The organism is Sphingomonas sp. (assembly GCF_019746665.1).
In the GTDB taxonomy this organism is placed as follows: domain Bacteria; phylum Pseudomonadota; class Alphaproteobacteria; order Sphingomonadales; family Sphingomonadaceae; genus Sphingomonas.
The window spans coordinates 18,329-41,556 of sequence record NZ_JAIERS010000016.1 but is presented as its reverse complement, the minus strand read 5'-3'; the positions used below and the strand labels follow the sequence as shown (position 1 = coordinate 41,556).

Annotated in this window: 24 protein-coding genes; 8 read left to right on the top strand and 16 right to left on the bottom strand. The window is 68.3% G+C overall.

The genetic code is table 11. The features are described 5' to 3' along the window. Nucleotides 1-28: 28 nt before the first annotated feature. The 5 genes from K2X73_RS11125 to K2X73_RS11105 are packed head-to-tail and all read right to left on the bottom strand — an operon-like array spanning nt 29 to nt 2,514. The gene (locus tag K2X73_RS11125; protein WP_294110870.1) at nt 29-709 is read right to left on the bottom strand and encodes an ABC transporter ATP-binding protein; all 681 of its coding nucleotides are present in this window, start codon (nt 707-709) and stop codon (nt 29-31) included. Nucleotides 710-734: 25 nt separating this feature from the next. Next, on the bottom strand, nt 735-2,039 hold the full coding sequence (locus K2X73_RS11120; protein ID WP_294110869.1) for an efflux RND transporter periplasmic adaptor subunit: 1,305 nt from the start codon (nt 2,037-2,039) through the stop codon (nt 735-737). A 26-nt stretch (nt 2,040-2,065) separates the two neighbouring features. Next, entirely contained in the window at nt 2,066-2,194 is a 129-nt protein-coding gene (locus tag K2X73_RS11115) for a hypothetical protein (RefSeq protein WP_294110867.1), read from the bottom strand. Nucleotides 2,195-2,220: 26 nt separating this feature from the next. After that, nucleotides 2,221-2,352 carry a hypothetical protein gene (locus K2X73_RS11110; RefSeq protein ID WP_294110865.1) on the bottom strand — a complete coding sequence of 44 codons (132 nt, stop codon included), beginning with the start codon at nt 2,350-2,352 and terminating at the stop codon, nt 2,221-2,223. A 27-nt stretch (nt 2,353-2,379) separates the two neighbouring features. Beyond that, nucleotides 2,380-2,514: a hypothetical protein gene (locus tag K2X73_RS11105; RefSeq protein WP_294110863.1), complete on the bottom strand. Its 135-nt coding sequence runs from the start codon at nt 2,512-2,514 to the stop codon at nt 2,380-2,382. 289 nt (nt 2,515-2,803) lie between these two features. Between K2X73_RS11105 and K2X73_RS11100 the strand changes: the two genes are divergently transcribed. Together K2X73_RS11100 and K2X73_RS11095 are read left to right on the top strand one after the other, a co-directional pair. Then, on the top strand, nt 2,804-4,213 hold the full coding sequence (locus tag K2X73_RS11100; protein ID WP_294110860.1) for a sigma-54 dependent transcriptional regulator: 1,410 nt from the start codon (nt 2,804-2,806) through the stop codon (nt 4,211-4,213). Beyond that, on the top strand, nt 4,203-5,534 hold the full coding sequence (locus tag K2X73_RS11095) for an ATP-binding protein (RefSeq protein ID WP_294110858.1): 1,332 nt from the start codon (nt 4,203-4,205) through the stop codon (nt 5,532-5,534). The genes K2X73_RS11100 and K2X73_RS11095 overlap by 11 nt, the downstream gene beginning before the upstream one ends. 138 nt (nt 5,535-5,672) lie before the next feature. Here the strand turns inward: K2X73_RS11095 and K2X73_RS11090 are convergent, their stop codons facing one another. The 8 genes from K2X73_RS11090 to K2X73_RS11055 form a co-directional block, all read right to left on the bottom strand. Next, nucleotides 5,673-8,762 carry a PAS domain S-box protein gene (locus K2X73_RS11090; RefSeq protein WP_294110854.1) on the bottom strand — a complete coding sequence of 1,030 codons (3,090 nt, stop codon included), beginning with the start codon at nt 8,760-8,762 and terminating at the stop codon, nt 5,673-5,675. Nucleotides 8,763-9,068: 306 nt separating this feature from the next. Next, nucleotides 9,069-9,692: a response regulator gene (locus K2X73_RS11085; RefSeq protein WP_294110851.1), complete on the bottom strand. Its 624-nt coding sequence runs from the start codon at nt 9,690-9,692 to the stop codon at nt 9,069-9,071. 162 nt (nt 9,693-9,854) lie between these two features. Beyond that, a complete protein-coding gene (locus K2X73_RS11080) occupies nt 9,855-10,769 on the bottom strand; it encodes an NAD(P)-dependent oxidoreductase (RefSeq protein WP_294110850.1) in 915 nt (304 codons plus the stop codon). Nucleotides 10,770-10,818: 49 nt separating this feature from the next. After that, nucleotides 10,819-11,487, bottom strand: coding sequence for a CoA transferase subunit B (locus tag K2X73_RS11075; RefSeq protein WP_294110848.1), 669 nt, complete (start codon nt 11,485-11,487; stop codon nt 10,819-10,821). A gap of 13 nt (nt 11,488-11,500) precedes the next feature. Continuing rightward, nucleotides 11,501-11,884, bottom strand: a complete 384-nt coding sequence (locus K2X73_RS11070; protein WP_294110847.1) for a type II toxin-antitoxin system VapC family toxin — start codon at nt 11,882-11,884, stop codon at nt 11,501-11,503. After that, nucleotides 11,881-12,165 (bottom strand): type II toxin-antitoxin system prevent-host-death family antitoxin, encoded by a 285-nt coding sequence (locus tag K2X73_RS11065; RefSeq protein WP_294110845.1) that lies wholly within the window; start codon nt 12,163-12,165, stop codon nt 11,881-11,883. Before K2X73_RS11065 ends, K2X73_RS11070 begins: the two co-directional genes overlap by 4 nt. Before the next feature lie 32 nt (nt 12,166-12,197). After that, nucleotides 12,198-12,905, bottom strand: a complete 708-nt coding sequence (locus K2X73_RS11060; protein ID WP_294110843.1) for a CoA transferase subunit A — start codon at nt 12,903-12,905, stop codon at nt 12,198-12,200. 107 nt (nt 12,906-13,012) lie between these two features. Beyond that, the gene (locus K2X73_RS11055; RefSeq protein WP_294110885.1) at nt 13,013-13,921 is read right to left on the bottom strand and encodes an SMP-30/gluconolactonase/LRE family protein; all 909 of its coding nucleotides are present in this window, start codon (nt 13,919-13,921) and stop codon (nt 13,013-13,015) included. A gap of 82 nt (nt 13,922-14,003) precedes the next feature. Between K2X73_RS11055 and K2X73_RS11050 the strand changes: the two genes are divergently transcribed. The 6 genes from K2X73_RS11050 to trmB all read left to right on the top strand — a co-directional run bounded on the left by K2X73_RS11050 (nt 14,004) and on the right by trmB (nt 21,258). Next, nucleotides 14,004-14,414, top strand: a complete 411-nt coding sequence (locus tag K2X73_RS11050; RefSeq protein WP_294110841.1) for a hypothetical protein — start codon at nt 14,004-14,006, stop codon at nt 14,412-14,414. A gap of 40 nt (nt 14,415-14,454) precedes the next feature. Beyond that, entirely contained in the window at nt 14,455-16,122 is a 1,668-nt protein-coding gene (locus tag K2X73_RS11045) for a thiamine pyrophosphate-binding protein (RefSeq protein WP_294110839.1), read from the top strand. 324 nt (nt 16,123-16,446) lie between these two features. Next, the gene (gene lnt / locus K2X73_RS11040) at nt 16,447-18,003 is read left to right on the top strand and encodes an apolipoprotein N-acyltransferase (RefSeq protein WP_294110837.1); all 1,557 of its coding nucleotides are present in this window, start codon (nt 16,447-16,449) and stop codon (nt 18,001-18,003) included. 81 nt (nt 18,004-18,084) lie between these two features. Beyond that, on the top strand, nt 18,085-19,305 hold the full coding sequence (gene metK / locus K2X73_RS11035) for a methionine adenosyltransferase (RefSeq protein ID WP_294110834.1): 1,221 nt from the start codon (nt 18,085-18,087) through the stop codon (nt 19,303-19,305). A 59-nt stretch (nt 19,306-19,364) separates the two neighbouring features. Then, entirely contained in the window at nt 19,365-20,432 is a 1,068-nt protein-coding gene (locus K2X73_RS11030) for a hypothetical protein (protein ID WP_294110832.1), read from the top strand. A gap of 145 nt (nt 20,433-20,577) precedes the next feature. Beyond that, nucleotides 20,578-21,258, top strand: a complete 681-nt coding sequence (trmB, locus tag K2X73_RS11025; protein ID WP_294110831.1) for a tRNA (guanosine(46)-N7)-methyltransferase TrmB — start codon at nt 20,578-20,580, stop codon at nt 21,256-21,258. A 7-nt stretch (nt 21,259-21,265) separates the two neighbouring features. Here trmB and K2X73_RS11020 read toward each other — a convergent pair whose 3' ends face one another. From K2X73_RS11020 to K2X73_RS11010, 3 genes are all read right to left on the bottom strand, one after another. Continuing rightward, complete coding sequence (locus K2X73_RS11020; protein WP_294110830.1) at nt 21,266-21,964, bottom strand: 2OG-Fe(II) oxygenase; 699 nt, start codon at nt 21,962-21,964, stop codon at nt 21,266-21,268. A 90-nt stretch (nt 21,965-22,054) separates the two neighbouring features. Next, nucleotides 22,055-22,432: a GNAT family N-acetyltransferase gene (locus K2X73_RS11015; protein WP_365980598.1), complete on the bottom strand. Its 378-nt coding sequence runs from the start codon at nt 22,430-22,432 to the stop codon at nt 22,055-22,057. Next, nucleotides 22,429-23,163, bottom strand: coding sequence for a hypothetical protein (locus tag K2X73_RS11010; RefSeq protein WP_294110826.1), 735 nt, complete (start codon nt 23,161-23,163; stop codon nt 22,429-22,431). Before K2X73_RS11010 ends, K2X73_RS11015 begins: the two co-directional genes overlap by 4 nt. Nucleotides 23,164-23,228: the final 65 nt, after the last annotated feature.

Sequence of the window (23,228 nt, the reverse complement as noted above, 5' to 3'; positions counted from 1 at the left end):
GTCGGTCTCCCAAGCGAAGGGCGGCGGATCAGGCGGCGAGCAGGTGCGCGGTGACGATGTGACCGTCGAGCATCTGGATCACCCGGCTGGCATAATCGGCATGGCTCGGTGAGTGGGTGACCATCACGATCGTCGCGCCATCGGCGTTGAGCGCGCGCAGCATCCGCATCACATCCTCGCCATGCTGGGTGTCGAGATTGCCGGTCGGCTCGTCGGCCAGGATCAGCCGCGGCTCGGCGACGACCGCGCGGGCGACCGCGACGCGCTGTTGCTGCCCGCCCGAAAGCTGGTTGGGCCGGTGCTTGGCGCGGTGGCCGATGCCCACGCGGTCCATCGCCGCCGCCACCCGTTCCTGGCGCTCACGCGCAGGGATGCCGTGATACAGCAGGGCGAGCGCGATATTCTCCTCCACCGTCAGCTCGTCGACCAGATTGAAGCTCTGGAAGATGAAGCCGATGTTGCGCTTGCGGACATCGGCGAGCTGCGCCTCGGAGAGCGTCGCGATCTCGCGCCCGTCGAACCGATAGGAGCCTTCGCTGGGGCTATCGAGCATCCCCAGCAGGTTGAGCAGTGTCGATTTGCCGCAGCCCGACGGCCCCATGATCGCCAGGAATTCGCCCTGCGCGATCTCGAGATCGATCGCCCCCAGCGCGAGCGTTTCCACCGTATCGGTTCGGTATGATTTGGCGATGCCGTGAAGCGTGATCATGCGCGTAGGTTCCTCTGCTGAAGGATTAGTTGGAGAGATCGAGCCGGTTCTTGTCCGCGAAGCCGGTATAGGGCGAGGTGAGCACGCGCTCGCCGGGGTCGAGCCCGTCGAGCACTTCGATGTAATCGGCGTTGCGCCGGCCGAGCCGCACCGCGCGCTTCACCGCCGCGCCGCCATCGGCGGTGACGACGAACACCCAGTTGCCGCCGGTATCGTTGTAAAAAGCGCCGTTGGGGATCAGCCGCGCGGGCTTGGCGTCGCCCAGAGTCACCTTGGCCTGCAGTGTCTGGCCGCGCTGGAGCCCGGCGGGTTCGGCGGCGTCGAATTGCAGGTCGATCTGGAACTGGCCGTTCTTAACCTGCGGATAGAGCTTGGTGACGCGCACGCCCACGTCGCGGCCGTTGATCGAAACGGTGCCGTGCTGGCCGAGCTGGACCCGGCCCAGATAGAATTCATCGACATCGGCGATCAGCTTGTTGCGCCCGGGGCTGTCGATCTGGCCGAGCCGTTCGCTCCGCCCCATCGACTGGCCGACCTGGATCGAGAAGGACGAAAGCGTGCCCGCCACCGGCGCGCGCAGGTTCAACCCCTCCAGACTCGCGCGGGCATAAGCGAGGCTCGCCTGGATCGAGCCGGCGGCGCGGCGCAGCTCGGCGAGCTGGCTGGTCTGGAGCCGATCGTCGCTCGCCATCGTCTGCGCGATCAGCGCGCGGCGGCGGCGCTGATAGCCAAGATTGTCGCGCGTTTCGTCGAACGCTCGGCCGGCGATGAAGCCGCGCTGGGCGAGCGGCGCCTGGCGATCGAGGTCGCGTTCGGCGCGCTGCAGGCCGAGATCGGCCTCGGCGAGGTCGCGCGCGTTGCGCAACCGGCTCTGTTCGAGCGCGAGTTCCTGGCTGCGCATCGAGTTGAGCTGCTGCGTCACCTCGGTCTGGCGCGCGAGGAACGACAATTGCAATTCGGGATTGGAAAGCACCGCGAGCAGCTGGCCCTTGGCGACGGTCGCGCCGTCTTCCACCAGCACCTTCTCGACGCGCCCGCCCTCGACCGAATCGAGATAGACGGTGACGAGCGGCGTCACGCGCGCGCGCAGCGGCAGGAAATCCTCGAAAATGCCGGAGGTGACCGGCGAAATCTGGAGCTTGGCGCGCTCGACCTGCTGACTGTCGGCGCGCGGGGCAACCGCGTAGAGGCCCAGCGCCGCGCCACCGATCCCGATCGCCCCGGCGCTCGCGAGCACCCAGCGCGGCAGCCGGCGGCGGGTAATCACCCGGTCCATACCGGCGCCACTGGCGTGGGGTCGAAGCTCTCGGTCGATCGCGGTCACGGTCATGGTATGGCGGCTCCTTGGGGGCAGGATCAGGCGCGGATGCTCGCGGCGTTGACGCTCACCATGGCGTTGTCGGCGCGGGCGGTGGTCGCGTCGACCAGAAGCAGTGTGGCGAGAAGGGCGGTGCAGAGCGCGAGCAGGCGGCTGGTGCGGGTCATGGCGGCGATCCTTGCGAAAGCTGGGGTTAGAGCGTGACGGCGGCGGCGGTGCGGGCGAAAGCGGGCTGGCTCTGGGTCGTGGTCGCGGCGGTCATCAGGGTCAGGCCGAAAACCAGGGCGAAGGTGGCGGCTTGCAGGCGGGCGAAGGTCTTGGTCATGGCGGGTCTCCTTGGGGAGCGAGAGGATCAGAGCGAGACGGCGGCGACGGTGCGGGCGAAAGCGGGCTGGTCCTGGGTGGTGGTCGCGGCGGTCATCAGGGTCAGGCCGAAAACCAGGGCGAAGGTGGCGGCTTGCAGGCGGCTGGTGAGGGTCTTGGTCATGGCGGGTCTCCGTGGCGGTCCAGCGTGGTTGCCGGATGCCAACAGCATTGCAGATGCCGTGCCAAACTTGTAAGCGCCTGATTTTGCTTTGTTTTATTATTTCACTGTCCAGAACAGCGAAATTTATCGGTCACCCGATTGTCCGAATTCGAACAGCTGTTGTACGTTTCCGCCCACCCGGGCCGCGAACGCCGCTTGGCATGGTGCGCGTTGGCTGGTTCTGAAGGGAGAAAGCGATGATCGACGGCGCAACCCCGGCCCAGTGCGTGGCCCCGGAGCGGCATCGCTGATGGCGGAGTTCGATCGTTGTCTGGTGATCGACGATGATGTCGACATCCAGCTCGCCGCACGGCTCGCGTTGCGCGCCCTATTCGCCGAGGTGATGACCTTCGGTTCCCCCGAACAGGGCTTCGCCGCCAGCGCCGATCGCGCCCCCGACGTGATCCTGCTCGACGCCAACTTCACCCGCGGCGCGACCGACGGGCGCGAGGGGTTCGTTTGGCTCGACCGGCTCCTAAAGCGCGATCCGCACGCCGCGGTGGTGATGATCACCGCGCATGGCGGCGTGCAGATCGCGGTCGAGGCGATGAAGCGCGGCGCGATCGACTTCGTCTCCAAGCCGTGGAGCAACGATGCGCTCGTCACCTCGGTACGCACCGCGGCGAGGCTGCGCCACTCGCAGGCGAACAACGCCCCGGCGGCGCTGGACACCCCGCGGGCGGCGGCGGGATCGCCGCTGATCGGCCAATCGCCGCTGATGGCGCGGGTCCACTCGATCATCGCCCGCGCCGCCCCCACCGACGCCAATGTGCTGGTGCTGGGCGAGAATGGCACCGGCAAGGAACTGGTCGCGCGTGAGCTGCACCGCCTGTCACGCCGCGCCGAGCGGCCCTTGGTGTCGGTCGATCTGGGGGCGGTCGCCGAAAACCTGTTCGACAGCGAGCTGTTCGGCCATGTGAAGGGCGCCTTCACCGATGCCCGCGCCGACCGCGTCGGGCGGATCGAGTCGGCGAATGGCGGCACGCTGTTCCTGGACGAGGTCGGCAATCTGCCGCTCTATCTCCAGCCCAAGCTGCTCACCGCGCTCGAACAGCGCAAGGTAACGCCCGTCGGCGCCAACGCCCCGCGCGGTGTCGACGTGCGGGTCGTCGCCGCGACCAACCTGAGCCCCGCCCAGCTCGCCGACGAGAACCGCTTCCGCCAGGATCTCCTGTTCCGCCTGAACACCGTGGAGATCCGCCTGCCCGCGTTGCGCGATCGGCCCGAGGATGTGCCGATCCTGCTCGATCATTTCCTCGATCATTATGCCGCCAAATATGATCGTCCGCGCCGCGCGGTGCCCGAGGCGGTGATGGCGGTGCTGACGCGGCACGACTGGCCCGGCAATGTCCGCGCGCTGCGCCACGCCGCCGAGCGCGCGACGATCCTGGCGACCGAGGCCGCCTTCACGCTCGACGATTTTGCGCTGACCGCGAGTGCGGCGCCGCCCCCGGTGATCCGCGTCGCCCCGCCCCCGGCGCCGCCGCACGCGCCGGCGGCGCTCGACGACGGCAGCGACGATCTAAACCTCGATCGCGCGGAGCGGCAGATGATCGAACGCGCGTTGAAGCTGCACAGCTACAACATCTCGCGCGCCGCCCAGGCGCTGGGGCTGACGCGCGCCGCGCTCTATCGCCGGATGGAGCGCCATGGCCTTTAAGGGCTGGTTCGCGCTGCGGCTGATCGCCTGGCTGGCGCTGTTCACCGGCTGCGCGACCGCGCTCGCGTTCAGCATCGCCGCCCCTGGCCTGCCCGCCACCCGCGCGACGCTCGCGGCGGCGACACTGCTCGCGGGCTTCCTGCTGTGGCAGCATGTCAGCCGCACGAACCGAGAGCTTGCCCGCTTCATCGACAGCGTGCGCTTCGGCGATCTCTCCGCCGCCTTTTCAGGGACGCGCCAAGGAAGCGGGTTCGATCGGCTCGGCACGGCACTGTCCCACGCGATCACCCAGCTGCGCGCCGAACGCGGGCGCCAGGGCGAGGTGCTCACCTTTTACGAAGCGATGATCGAACAGGTGCCGGTGCCGATCCTCACGGTCGATCCGGCCGGGCATGTCACCCTCGCCAACACCGCCGCGCGCCATCTCTTCGCGCATCTGCCGGCGCATGATCTGGCCCAGTTCGCGCGGGTGAGTTCAGGGCTTGCCCAACAGCTCGAGCAGCGCGGCACGAGCGGGCGGCAGCTGGTACTGCTCAACCTGCCCGACGGCGCGCAGCGGGCGATGGTGAACAGCGCGACGCTCGCCCGGCCCGAGGGGGCGACCCGCATCGTCACCATCGAACCGGTGCAGGCCGCGCTCAACGCCGCCGAGATCGCCGCGCAGAGCGATCTTGTTCGCGTGCTGACGCATGAGATCATGAATTCGCTCACCCCGATCACCTCGCTCGCCCATTCGGCGGCGGCGCTGCTGGCGGAGGACGATCCGGCGGCGGCCGCCGATGCGCGCGCGGCGGTGGCGACGCTCGCGCGGCGGGCGGACGGGGTGATGGGGTTCGTGCGCAGCTATCGCCTCGTCAGCCGGCCGCCCGACATCCACCGCCAGCGCTTCGCCGCGCAGCCCTTCGCCGATGAGATCGCACGGCTGTTCGCCGCCGACTGGCCGCCGCCGCGCACCCGGCTGGCGGTGAGCGTCTCCCCCGCCGACCTCACGCTGAACGCCGATCCCGATCTGCTCGCGCAGGTGCTGATCAACCTGCTGCGCAACGGCGCCGAAGCCGCCGCCGCGCGGGGGGACGACCACGAAATCGCACTGGCGCTGGACATCGCCGCCGGCCATCAGCGCGACCGGATCACCGTGACCGACAATGGCCCCGGCATCCCCGAGGCGGTGCTGGCGGACCTGTTCCTGCCCTTCTTCACCACGAAGCCGCAGGGCACCGGCATCGGCCTCAGCCTCGCGCGGCAGATCGTGCTCGCGCATAACGGCACGATCGAAGCGAGCAACGGCAGCGTGGGCGCGCGCTTCGATATCAGGATCTGATCGGTCGGTCCGTGATCGCGGTGCGCACGTCCATGGCCCGCGGATGACGCCCGAGCAGCGCGGCGTGCTTGAGGGCGCCCGTGGCATAGCCACAAAATCCGACAGGCATGGGCGGCACCGCGCGCCGGGCAGTCGAACTCAAGCGCTCGCGCCGGATGTCGGAATGTGCCCGCCCGCCTCCGCCGCCTCGCGCTCGCCGAGCGCGGCGCGCAGCGCCGTCAAGGCGGCGCGCGCCTCGGCGTCGAGCGGCGTGGCGCGCAGTTGCCGCTCGGCGCCCCCGGCTGCCGCGCCAAGGGCCGCCTCCCCGAACAGCGCCGCCGTCCCCGCCAACTTGTGCAGCGCATCCGCGAGCGCCGCCACGTCATCGGCGCCGGGCGCGCTGGGCAGGGCGGCGAGCGCGGTCGCGATCTCAGCCTTGCGCGCGGCGTAGCGGGCGCGCAGTCCCGGCGACGGATCGACCGCGTCGGCGACCTCCATCAGCGGGACTTCGGGCAGGTGCCGGGCGATCGCGGCGAAGAACGATGGCAGCTGCACCGGCTTCGCCAGATGGTCCTGCATCCCCGCCGCTTTCGCCCGGGCGATATCCTCCGGCTCGGCATGGGCGGTGAGTGCGATCACCGGGGTGGCGATGCCCCGCTGGCGCAACGCCCGGGTCGCGGCGAGCCCGTCGAGCTGCGGCAGCTGGACGTCCATGAACACCAGGTCATAGGGCGCACCCGCCGCCTCGGCCGCCGCGACACGATCGATCGCCGCCGCGCCATCGGTCGCGAAATCGGGCTCGAGACCGCCGGCGCGCGCCATGGCGAGCATCAACTGGCGGTTGATGTCGTGATCCTCGACGATCAGCAGCCGCGCGCTCGGGCGGGGGTAGGCCAGCGTCTCCGCGGGCGACGTCGGCGCCGGCAGCTCGGCGGGGGCCGCGATCAACGGCAGCTCGACGGTGAAGCACGATCCCACTCCCGGCGTGCTGTCGACATCGATCTCGCCGCCCATCAGCCGGACGAGTTCGGCGGTGATCGCCAGCCCCAGCCCAGTGCCGCCATAGCGCCGGGCGATGCTCGCATCGGCTTGGGCGAAGGGCAGGAACACGGTTTGCAACTGATCGGCGGCGATACCGATGCCGCTGTCGCGCACGCTGATGCGCAAGCGATCGTCCCCGGCAAGGCCAATCGTCACCGCGACCCCGCCCTCGGCGGTGAACTTTACCGCGTTCCCCACCAGGTTGAGCAGGATCTGGCGCAGCCGCAGCATGTCGCCCATCACCCGCGCGGGCACGTCGGCGGCGACCATGCTCGTCAGCGCCAATCCCTTCTCGCGGGCGAGCGGCGCGATCAGCGCGACGACATGGTCGAGCGCCGCGCGCGGATCGACCGGCTCCGCCACCAGCCGCAAATGCCCGCCTTCGACCTTCGACAAATCGAGCACATCGTTGAGCAGCCGCATCATCGCGCGGCCCGAATCGGCGATCAGCCGTACATAATCGCGCTGTACGGGATCGAGCGCGGTGCGCTGGAGCAGATCGGTGAAGCCGATCACCCCGTTCATCGGGGTGCGGATTTCGTGGCTCATATTGGCCAGGAACACGCTCTTGGCGCGCATCGCCACCTCCGCACGGGCGCGCGCCTCGATCAGCTCGGTCACGTCGAACGACACGCCGATGAAGCCGTTGCAGCGCCCATCGCCATCATATTCGGGATGGGCGATGGTATCGACCCACACCACGGCGCCCCCTGCGCGCTGCCAGCGGAAGGTGCGCCGCGCCGGCTGTGGTGTGGCGAGCATCGCCGCCCAGGTCGCGGCGATCGGCGCGCGATCCTCGGGATGGACCCGATCGAGCCAGCTGAGCGCCCCCGGCGCCTCCAGATCGGTGCCGGCAAGCGTGCGCCAGGCGGCGTTGGCAAACAGCGGTTGGCCCTGCGCGTCGGCGCGGAAGATCGCGACCGGCGCGGTCTCCGCCAGCCGCCGGAAGCGTGCCTCGCTATCGGCAAGCGCGTTCGCCTGCCGCACCTGCGCGCTGATGTCGCGGATCGAGCCGATCGTGCCGGCAAAGCCGCCATCCGGCCCCGCCAGCCGGCGGAAGCGCAGCTCGACATGGCGCCAGCTGCCATCGGCGTGGCGAAAGCGCTGCACGCGATTGCACGTCTGCAACGCGCCGGACACCAGCTGCGGGTGGAGCGCGCGCGCCTCATCGCGCTCGTCCGCCGGCAACAGGGCATCGACCGGCCAGCCAAGGCTGGTCTCCGCCGGATAGCCGGTCAACGTTTCCCAGGCGGGGTTGAGCGAGGTCCAGCAGCCGCGCTTGTCGGTGCGGAAAATCACGTCGCGCACATTGTCGAGGATTTCCTGCATCGCCGCCCCGCTCGCGGCGAGCGCCGCCCGATCGCGCGCGCGCGCGGCGAGCAGCGCGGCGACGGGAATACCCATGGTGAAATTGGCGATCAGGAACAACTGGAAGGTCAGCACCCGATCGCCCAGCCCGCCGCGCACGAGCATGATCGGCCCCACCCCCCGCAGCGTCGCGATCGAGGCGATGAGCGTGACGATCGCCATTGCGACCGCCGTCCCCCACAGCCCGGTGCGGAACGCCGCATAAAGCACGATCGGGCCGACCAGGAACATCAGCGGCGCATGACTTTGGTTGAAGATCAACCAAGTCCCCGCGGCGGCGAGCGTGGTGGTCCCGAACCAGTCGCGCGCCTCGCGTGCGGTAGGCCAGCGGCGCGCGCGCCACTGGTCGCTCGCGATCAGGGTGATCGGCAGCAGGATCACCAGGCTCAGCCCGTCGGCGGTGAGCCAGGTGCGCCAGACGGCCGGCGCCTTCGCCCCGAATTGCAGCCAATAGCCGATCTGCGCGATCGCGGCCGACAGGCTCGCGCCGAACAGCGCGGCAGCGAGCAGCCAGCCGAGCGTGCGCGGGCGTTCCATGTCGGGACGTGGCCCGCACCCGGCCCGCAATATGGCGACCGTGCCAGCGATCTCCATAAGATTGGCGAGCATCAGCCCGGTCGCGACCGTGGGGGCGTCGCCCAACGTCAGGCTCAGCGCCAAGCTCGCCAAGCCGCAGGCAACGAGCGCGGGCGGGGTCAGCCGCGCACCGTCGCGCAGCAGCCAGCCGGCGATCAGGCCATTGGGCAGCCAGAGCAGGGGAACATGGCCTTCGCCGCGCGTTCCCTCGATCCCCAGATAGGCAAGCGTGGCGAACAGCAGCGCGACCGCCAGCAGCCGCACGCCATCTCCGATCAACCGCCCCCCGCGCATCACCGCTCCGCCCCTGGCACCCGCCAGCGAGTGTACGGGCGCATCGCGCGATCGCCAAGCGAGGCCGTTCGGCCGGTGCGCGCGGGCAAGCCAACGCGCACCGGCCGATGGGGTCGGCCGCGCTGATTCGCGCGCGTTGCTGGAAAACGCGCGCGCGCGACCGGAAGCACGATGCCGCCAAGGGGTGTCGGACGGCGGCGCGCGCTGCACTCCTGCCGGTCGACCGGAGTTGTATTCCTACGTAAGATGTTCAGCTTAGGGAGTGGTTAAGGCGCGCTAAGCCGCTTCAGCTTGAACAAAGCCGCTGGTGATCGCGAGCCGGACCGCCTCGGCGAGCGACTCCACGCCCAGCTTCATCATCAGCTTGGCGCGATACACTTCCACCGTGCGCACGCTCAGACGGAGCAGCTCGGCGATCTCGCGGTTCACCTTGCCGTCGATCAGGTAGCGCAGCACCTCCGACTCACGCTCGCTGAGCGAGGCGAAACGCGCATGCAGCGCCGCATGCGCCGCCGTGCTGCGGCAATAGGCGTCGAGTGCTGCGAACCCACGGTTGAGCTTTTCGAGCAGGGCACGCGGCGTGCACGGCTTTTCCAGAAAATCGAGCGCCCCGAGCCGCATCGCCTCGACCGCGGCGGGAATGTCTCCGGCGACCGACATCATGATCGTCGGAAGCCGATCGCGCGCCTCGCCAAACCGGGCGAGCACGTCAAGCCCGGAAAGATCGGGCATTTTCAAATCGATCAACACGACGCCCGGCGCTAGATGAGGCAGGCGAGCCAGCAGATCGATCCCTGATTCAATCTGCTCGCAACGGACATCGGGAAGAAGTGCGATGATCTCTTCCAGCGCATCGCGCGATAGCGGATCATCGTCGACAATATAGACGCGCCGTTCCACCCCTTGCCCTTCAAGCTACTCGATCGGCCACCATGCGTAGTAGCGGCCTTCCCCGGCGGCACTAGGTAAAACTACTGGGTCGCGCTGCCAAGTCGAATCGGCAAGTGATTGTATCAAATGGCACTTTCGGCATCACTACATGGTACGGCGGGTAATATTGGATCACTTGCCGGGCAGCGGCGCCCCTTCGGCGAGCGCATCGAGCACCGTCGCGAAGCTGGTGGCGGCGCGAAAGCCGAGCACGCGCTCCGCTCGACGGGCGTCATAAATCCGGTCGAGCGCGGCCGGCAGCTGCCAACCCCGCGCCGCGTAGAGTGCCGGCGCGTGCGGGAAATAGCGCGCGATCACGGTCGCCGCGTTCACTTTCAGCGGCAGCGCGTCGCTTGGCGCGAAGGGCGTGGGCGCCGCGATCAGGAACAGGTCATACCCCAGCTGATCGACGCGTTCGATGGCGATGCGATGCGCCTCGGCGGCGTCGCGCACCGTCAGCCGCCGGTTGAGAAACTCATTGGCGCGGGCATTGTCGCTATCGCCCTGCCAATCCTCGTCGCGTTCGGGAAAGAAGCGCGCGGTGCGCAGGACGATGCAGGCCAAGGCATGGCGTTGATTATAGAGCCGGCACAATTGCTCGGCGGCGAGCTTGGTGATGCCATAGATGTTGCGCGGGTTGAGCGGCGCGTGGCTCTCGTCGAGCCACGCCGCGCGCTCGCCCTGGCCGGCCGCGATTTCGGCGGAGATCATCAGCGACGTGGTGGAGGTCATCACCAGGCGCCGCACGCCGTGGCGGAGCGCCGCTTCGAGCAGGTTGAGCGTGCCGGTGACGTTCACATCGACGAACGCCTGCGCTGGATGGCGGGCGATGTCGGGTTGGTGCAGCGCCCCGGTATGGACGACGCCATCGAAACGGTGCTCGGCGAACAGCCGGTCGATCAGGTCGCGGTCGGCGACCGAGCCCAGCACCTCGGTCGCTGGCCCCGGCACCGGATCGAGCCCGATGACCTCATGCCCTGCGCCGGCGAGCGCCTGCACCACATGGCGGCCAAGCCAGCCCGACGATCCGGTAAGCAGCAATTTCATGGGCGAGCCCTAGCCGCGCAAGATGACGATTTGGCGCAATCCGCGATCGTCAGGCCAGCCCCGCGCCGAGCACATAATGCGCGCTGGTCTTGGCACGCACTTCGTCCAGCGTCACCCCGGGCGCCAGCTCGGTCAGCGCGAACGGGCTCTGGTGATCGGGGCGGTGAAACACCGCGAGATCGGTGATGATCATGTCGACCACATTCCTGCCGGTGAGCGGCAGGTTGCACTCGGGCATGAACTTGGCCTCGCCATTCTTGGAGACATGCTCCATCACGACGATGATCCGTTTGACACCGGCGACCAAATCCATCGCCCCGCCCATGCCCTTGATCAGCTTGCCGGGGATCATCCAGTTGGCGATGTCGCCACCTTCGGAGACTTCCATCGCGCCGAGCACGGTCAGGTCGATATGGCCGCCACGGATCATCGCGAAGCTGTCCGCGCTGCTGAAGTACACCGATTGCGGCAGCTCGCTGATCGTCTGCTTGCCGGCGTTGATCAGGTCGGCGTCGACCTCATCCGGGTAAGGGAACGGCCCGATGCCGAGCATCCCGTTCTCGGACTGGAGCGTTACATCCATGCCCGCGGGGATGTGGTTGGCGACCAGCGTCGGGATGCCGATGCCAAGGTTCACGTAGAAGCCGTCCTGCAGCTCCTGCGCGGCACGCGCGGCCATCTGGTCGCGGGTCCAGCCTTTGGTGGCGGTGTCTTGCATGGTCATCCTTCCCTCACCAGAGTGTGGTCACGCCGAGCGCGGCGATCTGCTTATCGCAGCTGATCAGCTGCAAGCCATCAACTTCCGCCTGCGCCGCAAGCAGGCGATCCCACGGATCGGCATGCGCCGCCGGATAAGCGCCAGCCCGCTGGGCATGATCGACATTGATGGCGAGCGTTACAAAGTCTTCCGTCGCGACTGTCGCTGCGAACCGCACCGCAAGCGAGCTGGGATAGGGAAGGCGGCCTTTACGGTATTTGATCGCGATTTCCATTGCCGACACCGCACTGACGACCACCTCTTCACCATTCAAGATCGCGGCGTGCGCGGCGGAACTGAGCCGCTCGGGCTCATTGAACCACCAAAGCAGCGCATGGGTGTCGAGCAGATATTTCACGGCCGCGTGATGGGCGGATCGAGCAGCGGATCAGGGCCGAGTCCCATCTCTTCGTCGGTGAGCGGCTCCCAAAATCCGGCGTCGGTGATACCCGGACTGCCAGGGGGGCGCTCATGCGCCAGCCGCCCGGGGATGCGCGGTGGCCGCGACGGCTGCGTCAGCGGAACGAGCTTGGCGATCTCGGTCGAGCCGCGCGCGATCACGATCTCCTCGCCCGCTTCGACGCGCGCAAGCAGGCGGGACAGGTGCGTTTTCGCCTCGTGGATCGTAACCGTCGCCATGGCCCCTTATTTAGCTAACCGGCTTAGCTAACTCAAGCCGCGACCCGCTCGCGGGTCGTCACAAACTCGATCTTCTTGTCATAGGGCGCGCCCAGGATCAGGCGGTTGACGTAGATACCGGGCAGGTGGACCTGATCGGGGTCTAGGCTGCCGACCGGCACGATCTCCTCCACCTCGGCGACGCACAGCTTGCCGGCGGTCGCCATCGGCTGGTTGAAGTTGCGCGCGGTCTTGCGGAAGATCAGATTGCCCGCCTCGTCGGCTTTCCAGCCCTTGATGATCGACAGATCGGCGAAGATGCCGCGCTCGAGGATATATTCCTCGCCGTCGAAGATCTTCACTTCCTTGCCCTCGGCGACCTGGGTGCCCACGCCCGTCTTGGTATAGAAACCAGGGATGCCCGCCCCGCCGGCGCGGCAGCGCTCGGCGAGCGTCCCTTGCGGGCAGAATTCCACCTCCAGCTCGCCCGACAGATATTGCCGCTCGAACTCCTTGTTCTCGCCGACATAGGAGGAGATCATCTTCTTCACCTGCCGCGTGCGCAGCAGCTTGCCGAGCCCTTCATTATCGATGCCGGCATTGTTCGACACGAAAGTGAGGTCCTTCACGCCTGAATCGCGGATCGCGTCGATCAGCCGTTCGGGGATGCCGCACAGGCCAAATCCGCCCGCGCAGATCAGCATCCCGTCCTTCAGCACTCCATCGAGCGCGGCGGCGGCATTGGGGAAGCGCTTGTTCATCGCGGACTCTCCTTGGTTGCCAGGGCGATAATCCGCCCGTGACGGGATGGTCAACGGCGGGCGAGCGGCACGCACGCGATTGGCGCAAGCTTCGTCAAAAGGCAGGTTCAGCCATGATGGAGCGCCAGCCCCGCGCGCGGCCAGGACATCGCCGCCAGCCGCCCGGAGCCCGACAGAGTGATATAGGCCGTCCGCCGTCCCTCCCCGCCCCAGCAGATATTGGTGGTGAAGATATCGGGCGTCGGCACGAATTCGACCAGCTCGCCCAGCGGAGAGATCACCGAAATCCCTGCCTCGCCGATCGTCGCGACGCAGATATTGCCGCTTTCCTCCACCCCCAGCGAGTCGAAAAACTTGTATCCCGCCGGGCGGTAGAGCGGGATGCCGGGGCCGCCCGGCCCAGCGTCGGCCGCGACTTCCCCCGGCGCGGTGACGCGGAACGCCATCAGCCGGCAGGTATAGGTCTCCGCCGCATAGAGCATCGCGCCATCGGGCGAGAGGCCGATCCCGTTGGGGTTTTCGCTGGGGAAGATCACTTCCTTCAACAGGCTGCCATCGGCCTTGGCGTAGAAGATGCCGGTAATGTCGCGCTCGCGCTCGCGATTCTTGCCGTGGTCGGTGAACCAGAAGCCGCCATGGGCATCGAACACCAAGTCGTTCGGCCCGCGCAACCGGCAGCCGAAATCGCCGTCGCGGTAGAGCACTTCCACTTTACCGCTGTCGGGATCGATCCGCTCGATTCGGCCGCGCGAATAGTCATCGGCCTGGCCGTGCGGGATCAGATAGCCGTTCGCCTCGCGCCAGTTGAACCCGCCATTGTTGCAGCAATAGAGCTTGCCATCCGGCCCCAAGGCGAGCCCGTTCGGGCCGCCACCGGGCGCCGCGACGATCTGCTGGCGGCCATCGGGGTGAACGCGGGTGACGCGCCCGGCGGCGATCTCCACCAGCACCACGCTGCCGTCGGGCATGGCGACCGGCCCTTCGGGAAAGCGCAATCCTTCGGCGACGATCGACAGCTCACCCACTTTGAGCCCCTCGTGAAACTACCAAAGCGGCGATTTTACCGCTCGGCAAGAAACTCGCCCTTATCCTGGCGCCATGCAAGCCACTTGGTCGATCGACGTTGATACCGCGCTCAGCGTTGTCCGCATCACTTTGCGCGGCTTTTTCACCCCTGCCGATGTGATCGCGTTCGAGGTTGATCGCGACCGTGCCCATGCACGGCTGCGCTGCGCACCGAACCAGCATCTCACGCTCACCGATGTGCGCGAAATGAAGATCCAGCCGCAGGATACGGTGCACGCCTTCCAGGCCCTACTGTCGAACAAGCGCCACCATTCGCGCAAGATCGCGTTCATCACCGCCTCGTCGCTCGCGCGGATGCAGTTGCTGCGCGCGGCGGAGAGCCGCACCGCGCGGATGTTCACCGACCCGGAAGAAGCCCAGCGCTGGCTGTTCGAGGACGAGCCGGTGATGCCGCTGCGCCCGGTGCTCGCGGCGGCGCGCTAACCACTTCCCTCGCCCCGCGCCGGGGATTAGACCCGCGCGCATGACGCAAATTCGCTCGGGCGGCCGGATCCTGGTCGATAATCTGGTCGCGCAAGGCTGCGACCGGCTGTTCCAGGTGCCGGGCGAAAGCTTTCTCGCGGTGCTCGACGCGCTGCACGACACGCCCCAGATCGATGTGGTGACGTGCCGGCAGGAAGGCGGCGCGGCGTTTATGGCGTGCGCGGATGGCGTGCTCACCGGGCGACCCGGCGTCTGCTTCGTCACGCGCGGACCCGGGGCGACCAACGCCAGCATCGGCGTGCATGTCGCGATGCAGGATTCGGTGCCGATGCTGCTGTTCATCGGCGATGTCGATCGCGGGATGCGCGACCGTGAGGGGTTTCAGGAAATCGACTTGGTGGCGATGTTCGCCCCGCTCGCCAAGCTGGCGCTGCGGGTGGATGACGCGCGGCGGCTGCCGGAATATGTCGCACGGGCGTGGAGCACCGCGATCAGCGGGCGGCCGGGGCCGGTGGTGGTGGCGCTGCCCGAGGACATGCTGCGCGATGAGGTGGCGGCGGTCGACCGGCCGCGAATTGGGCGCGAGCGGCCCTGGATCGCGGGCGACTATCTGGAGCCGGTAGTCAATGCGTTGCGCCGGGCGGAACGTCCGGTCGCGATTGTCGGGGGTGCCGGCTGGGACCTCGCGACTTCCGCCGCCTTCGGGCACTTCGCGAACCACTGGGGGGTTCCGGTGATTGGTGCCTTTCGCCGGCAAGATGCCCTGTTCAATCGTCACAAGGCCTGGGCCGGCAACCTTGGCTACGGACCCAACCCCAAACTGGTTGAGCGGGTCAAGTGCGCGGACGTCATCCTCTCCGTTGGCGCGCGGCTGGGCGAAGCGACGACCGACGGCTATACGCTGATCACGCCCGATCATCCCGGGCAGACGCTGATCCATGTCCATCCCGACGCAAATGAGCTCAATCGAGTCTATCGCGCCGACCTTGCCATCTGCGCCGATCCTTGTGCTTTCGCGATCGAGATCGTGACGGCGGAGTTTCCTGAGCAACCGTCGCCCGGCGCCGCCGAGGCCCATGCCGAGTATCTTGGCTGGTCGACACCTCAACCCCGCGAGGGCGTGACGCTTGATCTCGGCTTGTGCGTCGCCACGATGCGTGAGCGGCTTGCGCCCGAAGAAACGATCATCTGCAACGGCGCGGGCAATTTTTCGGGCTGGTGGCATCGTTACTGGCGTTATGGCGGCCCGGGCACCCAGCTCGCGCCGACGGCGGGGGCGATGGGCTATGGCGTGCCGGCGGCGGTCGCGGGCGCCTTGCGCTGCCCGGACAAGACCGTGGTCGCGGTGGCGGGCGACGGCGACTTCCTGATGAACGGTCAGGAACTCGCGACCGCGATCCAGCACGGCGCGAACGTGCTCGTGATCCTGGTCGATAATGGCGGCTATGGCACGATCCGGATGCACCAGGAGCGCGACTATCCGCGCCGGGTGAGCGGCACCGCGCTCCGCAACCCCGATTTCGCGGCGCTCGCCCGCGCCTATGGCGGCTGGGCCGAGACGGTAGAGCGCACCGCCGATTTCGGGCCAGCGCTTGATCGGGCGCTGGCGCAAGGCGGCGTGCGACTGCTGCATCTCAAGACCGACATCGAAGCGATCACCAATTCGATCACGATCAGCGCGCTGAGGGCGAAGGCGGAAGGCGCCTGAGTCACGAAACCACGCAGTCGCGCACGCCTTCTGCAGAAGTAACAATTCGGTTCGAGTTAATCTCCCTCACGCCTCGATGAATGTTTATTTCCTCCATTGCCACTTCCCCGGCGAAGGCCGGGGCCCAGAATCCGGCGGGCAATAGGTCCGGCTCAGCGCTTGCAACGGGGGGCAACTGGGCCCCGGCCTTCGCCGGGGAAGGCAGATACGAGGAACGGGCGAAACGCCAGCTTATCCCAAGGACCAAATTGGCCTGCCGCACGGGATACGACCGGCTGAACGCCACCCCTTGAGCCCCCGCCCTGCCCGCCCCATAGCCGGGGCATGACCCTGCTCGATCGCCATCCCCGGCTCGCCGCGCTGCTCCTCGGCGCGGTCGCGGCGTGCGGCTATGCGCCGCTCGATCTCTGGCCGCTGACGCTCGCCGCCTTCGCCGCGTGGCTCGCGCTCGTCCACCGCGCGCCCACCGTTCGCGCGGCGCTCGGGCGCGGGTGGCTGTTCGGCTGGGCGCATCTGTCGATCGCGAACAACTGGATCGCCAAGGCCTTCACCCTGCAGGACGCGATGCCGCATTGGCTTGGGCTTCCGGCGGTCGCGCTGCTGTGCCTTTACCTCGCGATCTTCCCGATGATGGCCGCCGGGCTCGCCTGGCGCTGGGGCAAGCGGCACGTGGCCGGCGAGGCGCCGGGCCTCGGCTTCGTGCTGATGTCGGGCGCGGCCTGGCTGTTGACCGAGTGGCTGCGCGGCTGGGCGCTCACCGGCTATCCCTGGCCGCCGCTTGGCAGCATTTGGGTGCCGCTGCTTGGCGTCGCGCAGCTGGCGGCTTGGATCGGAACCTATGCGCTTTCGGGGCTCACGGTGGTGCTCGCCGGCGCATTGCTGCTGCTGGTGCACGGCCGTTGGCGGACGAGCGCGGTCGCGCTGCCACTCGTCGCGCTGTTCGCGCTCACCCCGGCTCGTATTTCTCAGGCGCCGATGCCCGACGCGGCCCCCCGCGTTCGCGCGGTGCAGCCCGATCTGCCCGAGGAGGAACGCCCCACCGACGCCTATGCCGAGAACAACCTGCGCGCGCTGGAGCGCCTAAGCGGCCGCCCCGGCCCCGCCCCGCGCCTGATCCTCTGGCCCGAGGGCGCATTGCGCTATCTGATTGAGGACGGCTACCCGACCGCCTATTATTGGCGGCAGGAAAGCCCGGCGCGGGTGCGGGCGCGCATCGCCCGATTGCTCGGCCCGCGCGATCTGGTGCTGACCGGCGGCACCGCCGTACAGTTCACGCCCGCCGGCGAGATCAGCACCGTCACCAACTCCATCTTCGCGATCGACGCGCGGGGGCGCCTGCGCGGCCGCTACGACAAGGCGCATCTGGTGCCGTGGGGCGAGTATCTTCCCTGGCGGCCGCTGCTGAGCCAGATCGGTTTCGCCCGGCTGGTCCCCGGGAGCTATGATTTCGCCCCCGGCCCGGGGCCGCGCAGCCTGAAACTGCCGGGCTTCGGGCCGGTCGGAATGCTGATCTGCTACGAGGTGATCTTTTCCGGCCAAATCGTCGACCCGGCGCGCCGCCCGCGCTTCATCTTCAACCCTTCGAACGACAGCTGGTACGGCGCCTGGGGTCCAGCGCAACATCTGGCGATGGCGCGACTACGAGCGATCGAGGAGGGGCTGCCGATCGTCCGCGCGACGCCCACCGGCATCTCGGCGATCATCGCCGCCGATGGCCACCTGGTCGGCACCGTGCCGCCGCAGCGCGGCGGGGCGGTGGAAGCCGTCATCCCCCCCGCCGCCGCGCCCACCCCCTTCGCGCGCTTCGGTAACTGGCTCGCGCTGATCGTCGGCGCGGTGCTCGCCGCAAGCGCTGTTGCCTTCCGCCGGTGGGGCCGCTAGGGGCTCATATAAGGAAAACTTTATATGTCATCGTCGCGACAGCGGCTATGACGCCTGGCGTTCCAAACAAGAGGGAAATTCATGCGCTCGTCGTTCCTGTTCACCTCCGAATCGGTCTCCGAAGGCCATCCCGACAAGGTCGCCGACCAGATTTCGGACGCGGTCGTCGATCTGTTCCTGGGGAAGGATCCCGAAGCGCGCATCGCCTGCGAAACCCTGACCACGACCCAGCGCGTGGTGCTCGCCGGCGAAATTCGCGGCCGCGGCATCTATGACGAAGCGACCGGCTGGGCGCCCGGCGTGCCGGAAGAGGTCGAGCGTGTGGTGCGCGAAACGGTGAAGCGCATCGGCTATGAGCAGGCCGGCTTCCACTGGAACGAATTCGAATTCGCCAACCACCTGCACGGCCAGTCGGCGCACATCGCGCAGGGCGTGGACGAAGCCGGCAACAAGGACGAAGGCGCCGGCGACCAGGGCATCATGTTCGGCTATGCGACCGACGAGACCCCCGATCTGCTGCCCGCGACGCTCTATTACGCGCACCGCATCCTCGAGCGGATGGCCGCCGACCGCCACAACAAGGTCGTCGATTTCCTGGAGCCCGACGCCAAGAGCCAGGTGACGCTGGAATATCGGGATGAGGCGCCGGTGCGCGCGACCGCGCTCGTCGTCTCCACCCAGCACGCCCCGGGCTATTTCTTCCACGGCGGCGAGGGCGATCCGGCCAAGTACCAGCAGCTCCACGACTATGTGATGGGCGTGTTCCGCGACGTTCTGCCCGAAGGCTTCATCACCGACGAGACCAAGATTTACGTCAACCCCACCGGCCGCTTTGAAATCGGCGGGCCGGACGGTGACGCGGGCCTGACCGGCCGCAAGATCATCGTCGACACCTATGGCGGCGCCAGCCCGCACGGTGGCGGCGCGTTCAGCGGCAAGGACCCGACCAAGGTCGATCGCTCGGCGGCCTATGTCGCGCGCTATCTGGCGAAGAACGTCGTCGCCGCCGGCCTCGCCCGCCGGGTGACGATCCAGCTTTCCTATGCGATCGGCATCGCCGAGCCGCTGTCGGTCTATGTCGACACCCACGGCACCGGCACCGTGCCCGAAGCGACGCTGGAGCGCGTGCTGCCGCAGCTGGTGCGGCTGACCCCCAAGGGCATTCGCGAACATCTGAAGCTCAACAAGCCGATCTATCAGAAGACGGCGGCTTACGGCCATTTCGGCCGCCAGGCGGAAGGTGATTATTTCACCTGGGAAAAGACCGATCTGGTCGACGCGCTGAAAGCCGCCGTCGCGTAACTTGCATTGATTTGTAGCTCGACTAGCCTCCCCGGGAAGCGATTCCCGGGGAGTTTTTTATGCGGTTCCAATGGATTGTGGCGGCAGCGTTCCTGATCGTGCCCCCCGCCACCGCGCAAGGTCCGCAGGAGCGTACCCTCGCGGCGGACGCCGCGTATCGCCACGGACCGACCGGGCTCGAGATCCCGGCGGCGTTGCCCGGGCTCCCGCCGCGGGCGCGGATCGCGGTGCTCGTTCCCGATCTCGACGAGTTCATCGAATATAAGACGGCGGACGCCGAGGAGTCGGTGACGCTCTACATCTTCCGTCGCGCGACCGGCGACATCCCCGTGTGGTTAGATCGTGCCGCGCGGCAAGTGCTCGCTCGCGACATCTATGGCGGACCGGCACCGCTTGCCCCGCCCGCCGCCTTCACCCCACCGGGGCAGAGCAACGCGAGCGGGCTGATGCAGGTGTTTCGCGTCAGCAAGCCGCCTTACCGCAGCACCGGCGTCGCACTGGTGCCGCTGGGCGAGGACTGGTTGGTCAAGCTGCGCTACAGCTCCACCACGCTGGCGCCGGAGGAATTGGGCGCGCGGATGCAGGCGGTGCTCGGCGCGCTGGCCTGGCCGAAGACAATTGCGCCGGTCCCCGCCGCGAGGCCGATCGCCGATTGCACCACCACCTTGCGCGCCAAGGACGACGCCAAGCCGCGCGGCGATGCGCTGGGATCGAGCCTGCTGCAGGGTGCGCTGCTCGGCGCGATCGCCAAGGGGGAGGTGAAGCCCGAAAAGACGGCTCATGTGGCCACGTTTTGCCGCGATCCGGCGGCGCATCCTGAACTCGGCAATGCCGGCGTGTATCGCGCCGATGGCGAGCGCGACGGCTATCTGATCGCGCTGGGTGACGCCGGGCGCGGCATTTACGTGAGCGTGGACTCGCTCGGCGCGCTGCTCAACAGCAAGGACCAGAAAAATTACAGCATCTCGCTCTACAATGTCGCGCAAAGCTTCATCTTCGCCCCGCGCGACGGCTTGCCAAAGCCCGAACAGGCGTTGGCGATCGTCAAGAGCGAACGCCCGACCAGCAGCGTGACGACCTGGGGAGGCAAAGGCGATGTGACGATCGATGCCAAGGCGGTGCGCTAGCCCTTCTCGCCCCGTACCTCGTAACCGAATGGGGGTGGGCGAGCAGGGCGAACAGGACGGGCCGCCGATCCTGATTAAGCGATGTCGCCTCGATCCTTAAGCACCCGCTTTGCTCCAGCCAGCCAGTGGGGCTAGGGCACACGCCATGAACGATCCCACCACCATCCGCCGCCTCTATGGCCGGCGCCAGGGGCATAAGCTGCGGGTCGGCCAGGCCGCGCTCGTCGAGGAATGGCTGCCGCGGCTCGCGGTGCCCGACACGGGGCCGCTGACGAGCGAGGAACTGTTCGGCGATACGCGCCCGCTTCAGCTCGAAATCGGCTTTGGCGGCGGCGAGCATCTCGCGGCGCAGGCGGCGGCGCACCCCGCGCACGGTTTCATCGGCTGCGAGCCGTTCCTCAACGGCGTGGTGAGCGCGCTCAACCATTTGCGCGATGGCGCGATCGCCAATGTCCGTCTGCACATGGGCGACGCGCTCGAGGTGATCGAGCGGCTGCCCGACGCGTCGCTCAGCCGCGTTTATCTGCTCCACCCCGATCCCTGGCCCAAGGCGCGCCACGCCAAGCGACGGATGATGAACCCCGGCCCGCTCGACCTGATCGCCGCCAAGCTGATGCCCGGCGGCGAATTCCGCCTCGGCACCGACGACCCCACTTATTGCCGCTGGTCGATGATGGTAATGCGCCAGCGCCGCGATTTTCGCTGGCTGGCGGAGAGCGCCGCCGACTTCCTCACCCGCCCCGCCGACTGGCCGCAGACCCGCTACGAAGCCAAGGCAAGACGCCAGGAGCATGAGGTGTGGTACTTCCGCTACGTGCGCGGCTGACGCGGCCTTAGGCTGCGTCGTGGAAGATGATCCCGAGCACGTGGCGCTGGCCCGATCGGATCGCGCTCACCCCGTGGCGCATCCCCGCCCGCGCATAACCCCGCGCGCTCGCGATGGGGCGTTCGCGCACCGGGAAGATCGCCGCGTCACCCGCGCGCAGCGGCAGCACGCTCGCCCGCGATTGCATGCGCGGCCGGTTCTCGACCAGCACCACCTCGCCCCCGTCAAAGTCGCGCCCCGGCTCGTTCAGCAGCACCAGCAGCTGCAACGGGAAGACGAGCGCGCCATACACATCCTGGTGCAGCCGGTTGTAATCGCCCGGCCCGTAGCGCAGCAGGAGTGGCGTGGGGCGCGTTTGCCCGGCGGCATGGCAGCGCGCCTCTAGCGCGGCATGATCCAATGGCCAAATGGCGGCGGTGCCGAGCTGCTCGGCCCAGCGATTGGCGACCGCCGCGAGCGGCGGGTACAGATCGCGCCGCAGCCGCGCGACGATCGCCGGCAGGGGCCGCGCGAAATAGCGATATTCGCCCCGTCCGAACCCGTGGCGCGCCATCATTACCGTCGAACGGTAGGCGACGTCCGGATCGTCATAAGCGGCGATCAGCGCGGCACAATCCTCGGCATCGAGCAGCCCGGGCAACAGCGCATGGCCATCACGGTCGAGCGCGGCGGTATCGACAATGATAGGATCGAACAGGTCGGGCATTTCCGGGACTCCACGGAACGGTCCGTCATGCGCTAGCGCTTCGCCTCGAGCGGGGCCTCCCGGAGTTTGCGATGAAGGTGGCGCCGCCGGCTATGCGGCGGCCTGCGCGGTCTGGCCGCTGCGCCGCCACAGCACGCCCGCGATCCGCCCGACCAGCGCCGCCGGCCCCGGGGCGAGCAGCAGCCAGTCGCGGATCATCGGCCCCGGCGCCGCGCCGATCACGCGCTTATAGCCGCTGTCCCCCGCGCCCCAATCGACCCGCTCGATCCCGCGCGCCTTGGCCTCGGCCAGGTTGCGCCAATAGAGCAATTTGCCCGGCGAATGCTTGGCGAAGGCCGGATCATAACTGTTGGCGATCGCATATTTGAGCGTGCCGCAATCGAGATCGAAGCTGAACGCCGCCGGCGCGCCGTCGATCGTCAGCAGCGCGGCGTGGCACATCGCGGCGAGCGCCGGGTCTTCCGTCACCCCCGCCAAAACGCGCCGTGGCCGCGCGCGGTGAACTTCGCGTCGCGGCCGTCGGTACGCTCGGCGATCCAGCTTTTCTCCTCGACCTCGGCCAGGGCGTCGAACCCGCCGGTCGCGAGCGCCGCGCCGTCGAGGAAGCGCCAGTCGGGCACGCCATGGCTGGCCAGGTGCTTTTCATGGAAGCGGTTCTTCTTGAGCGTCGAGGTGCGCGGCCACGCCCCGCCCGCGCTCTCCGCGGCAATGTCGAGCAGGTAACTTCGCGCGATATCGCGCGATAACGCCACCCAGCCGCGCGCCCGGGCAGCGCCGAGCAGCCCGCCGAGCGCGGGGTCGCCATCATAGACCGGGCCGATGCGCAGCGCCCGCGCGCGCTGGCCAAGCGCCAAGACCAATGCATCGAATGGCGCCGCGCCGTGCGCCGCGGGGAAGCTTCGGAACGGCCAATAGCAGCCCGGAACCGCCACCGCGCGGAGCGGCGCCGGCCCCATCGACACGACCGGCAGCGCCGCGATGGGCGTATCGCCTTGCATCACGACCAGCGTCTCCGCCGCGCCGCCATAGGTCGCGACCGCCGCCGCGAACCACTGGCGCCGCAGAAAGCCATGGCTCGCCGGCGCCGCCGCCGCGACGGCATCGATCGCCTGAGGCAGGCCGGCGACCCAGCACGCGGCGGGCGCGGCGCGCAGCTCGCCCGGGGTGACGGGCTTGTTCATCGCCGGCGACCATAGCATCCGTCGCCTTACCAAGCGGTTGGCATCGCGGCTTGACGCCCGCCCTCCCGACGCGCTTGGTGCGG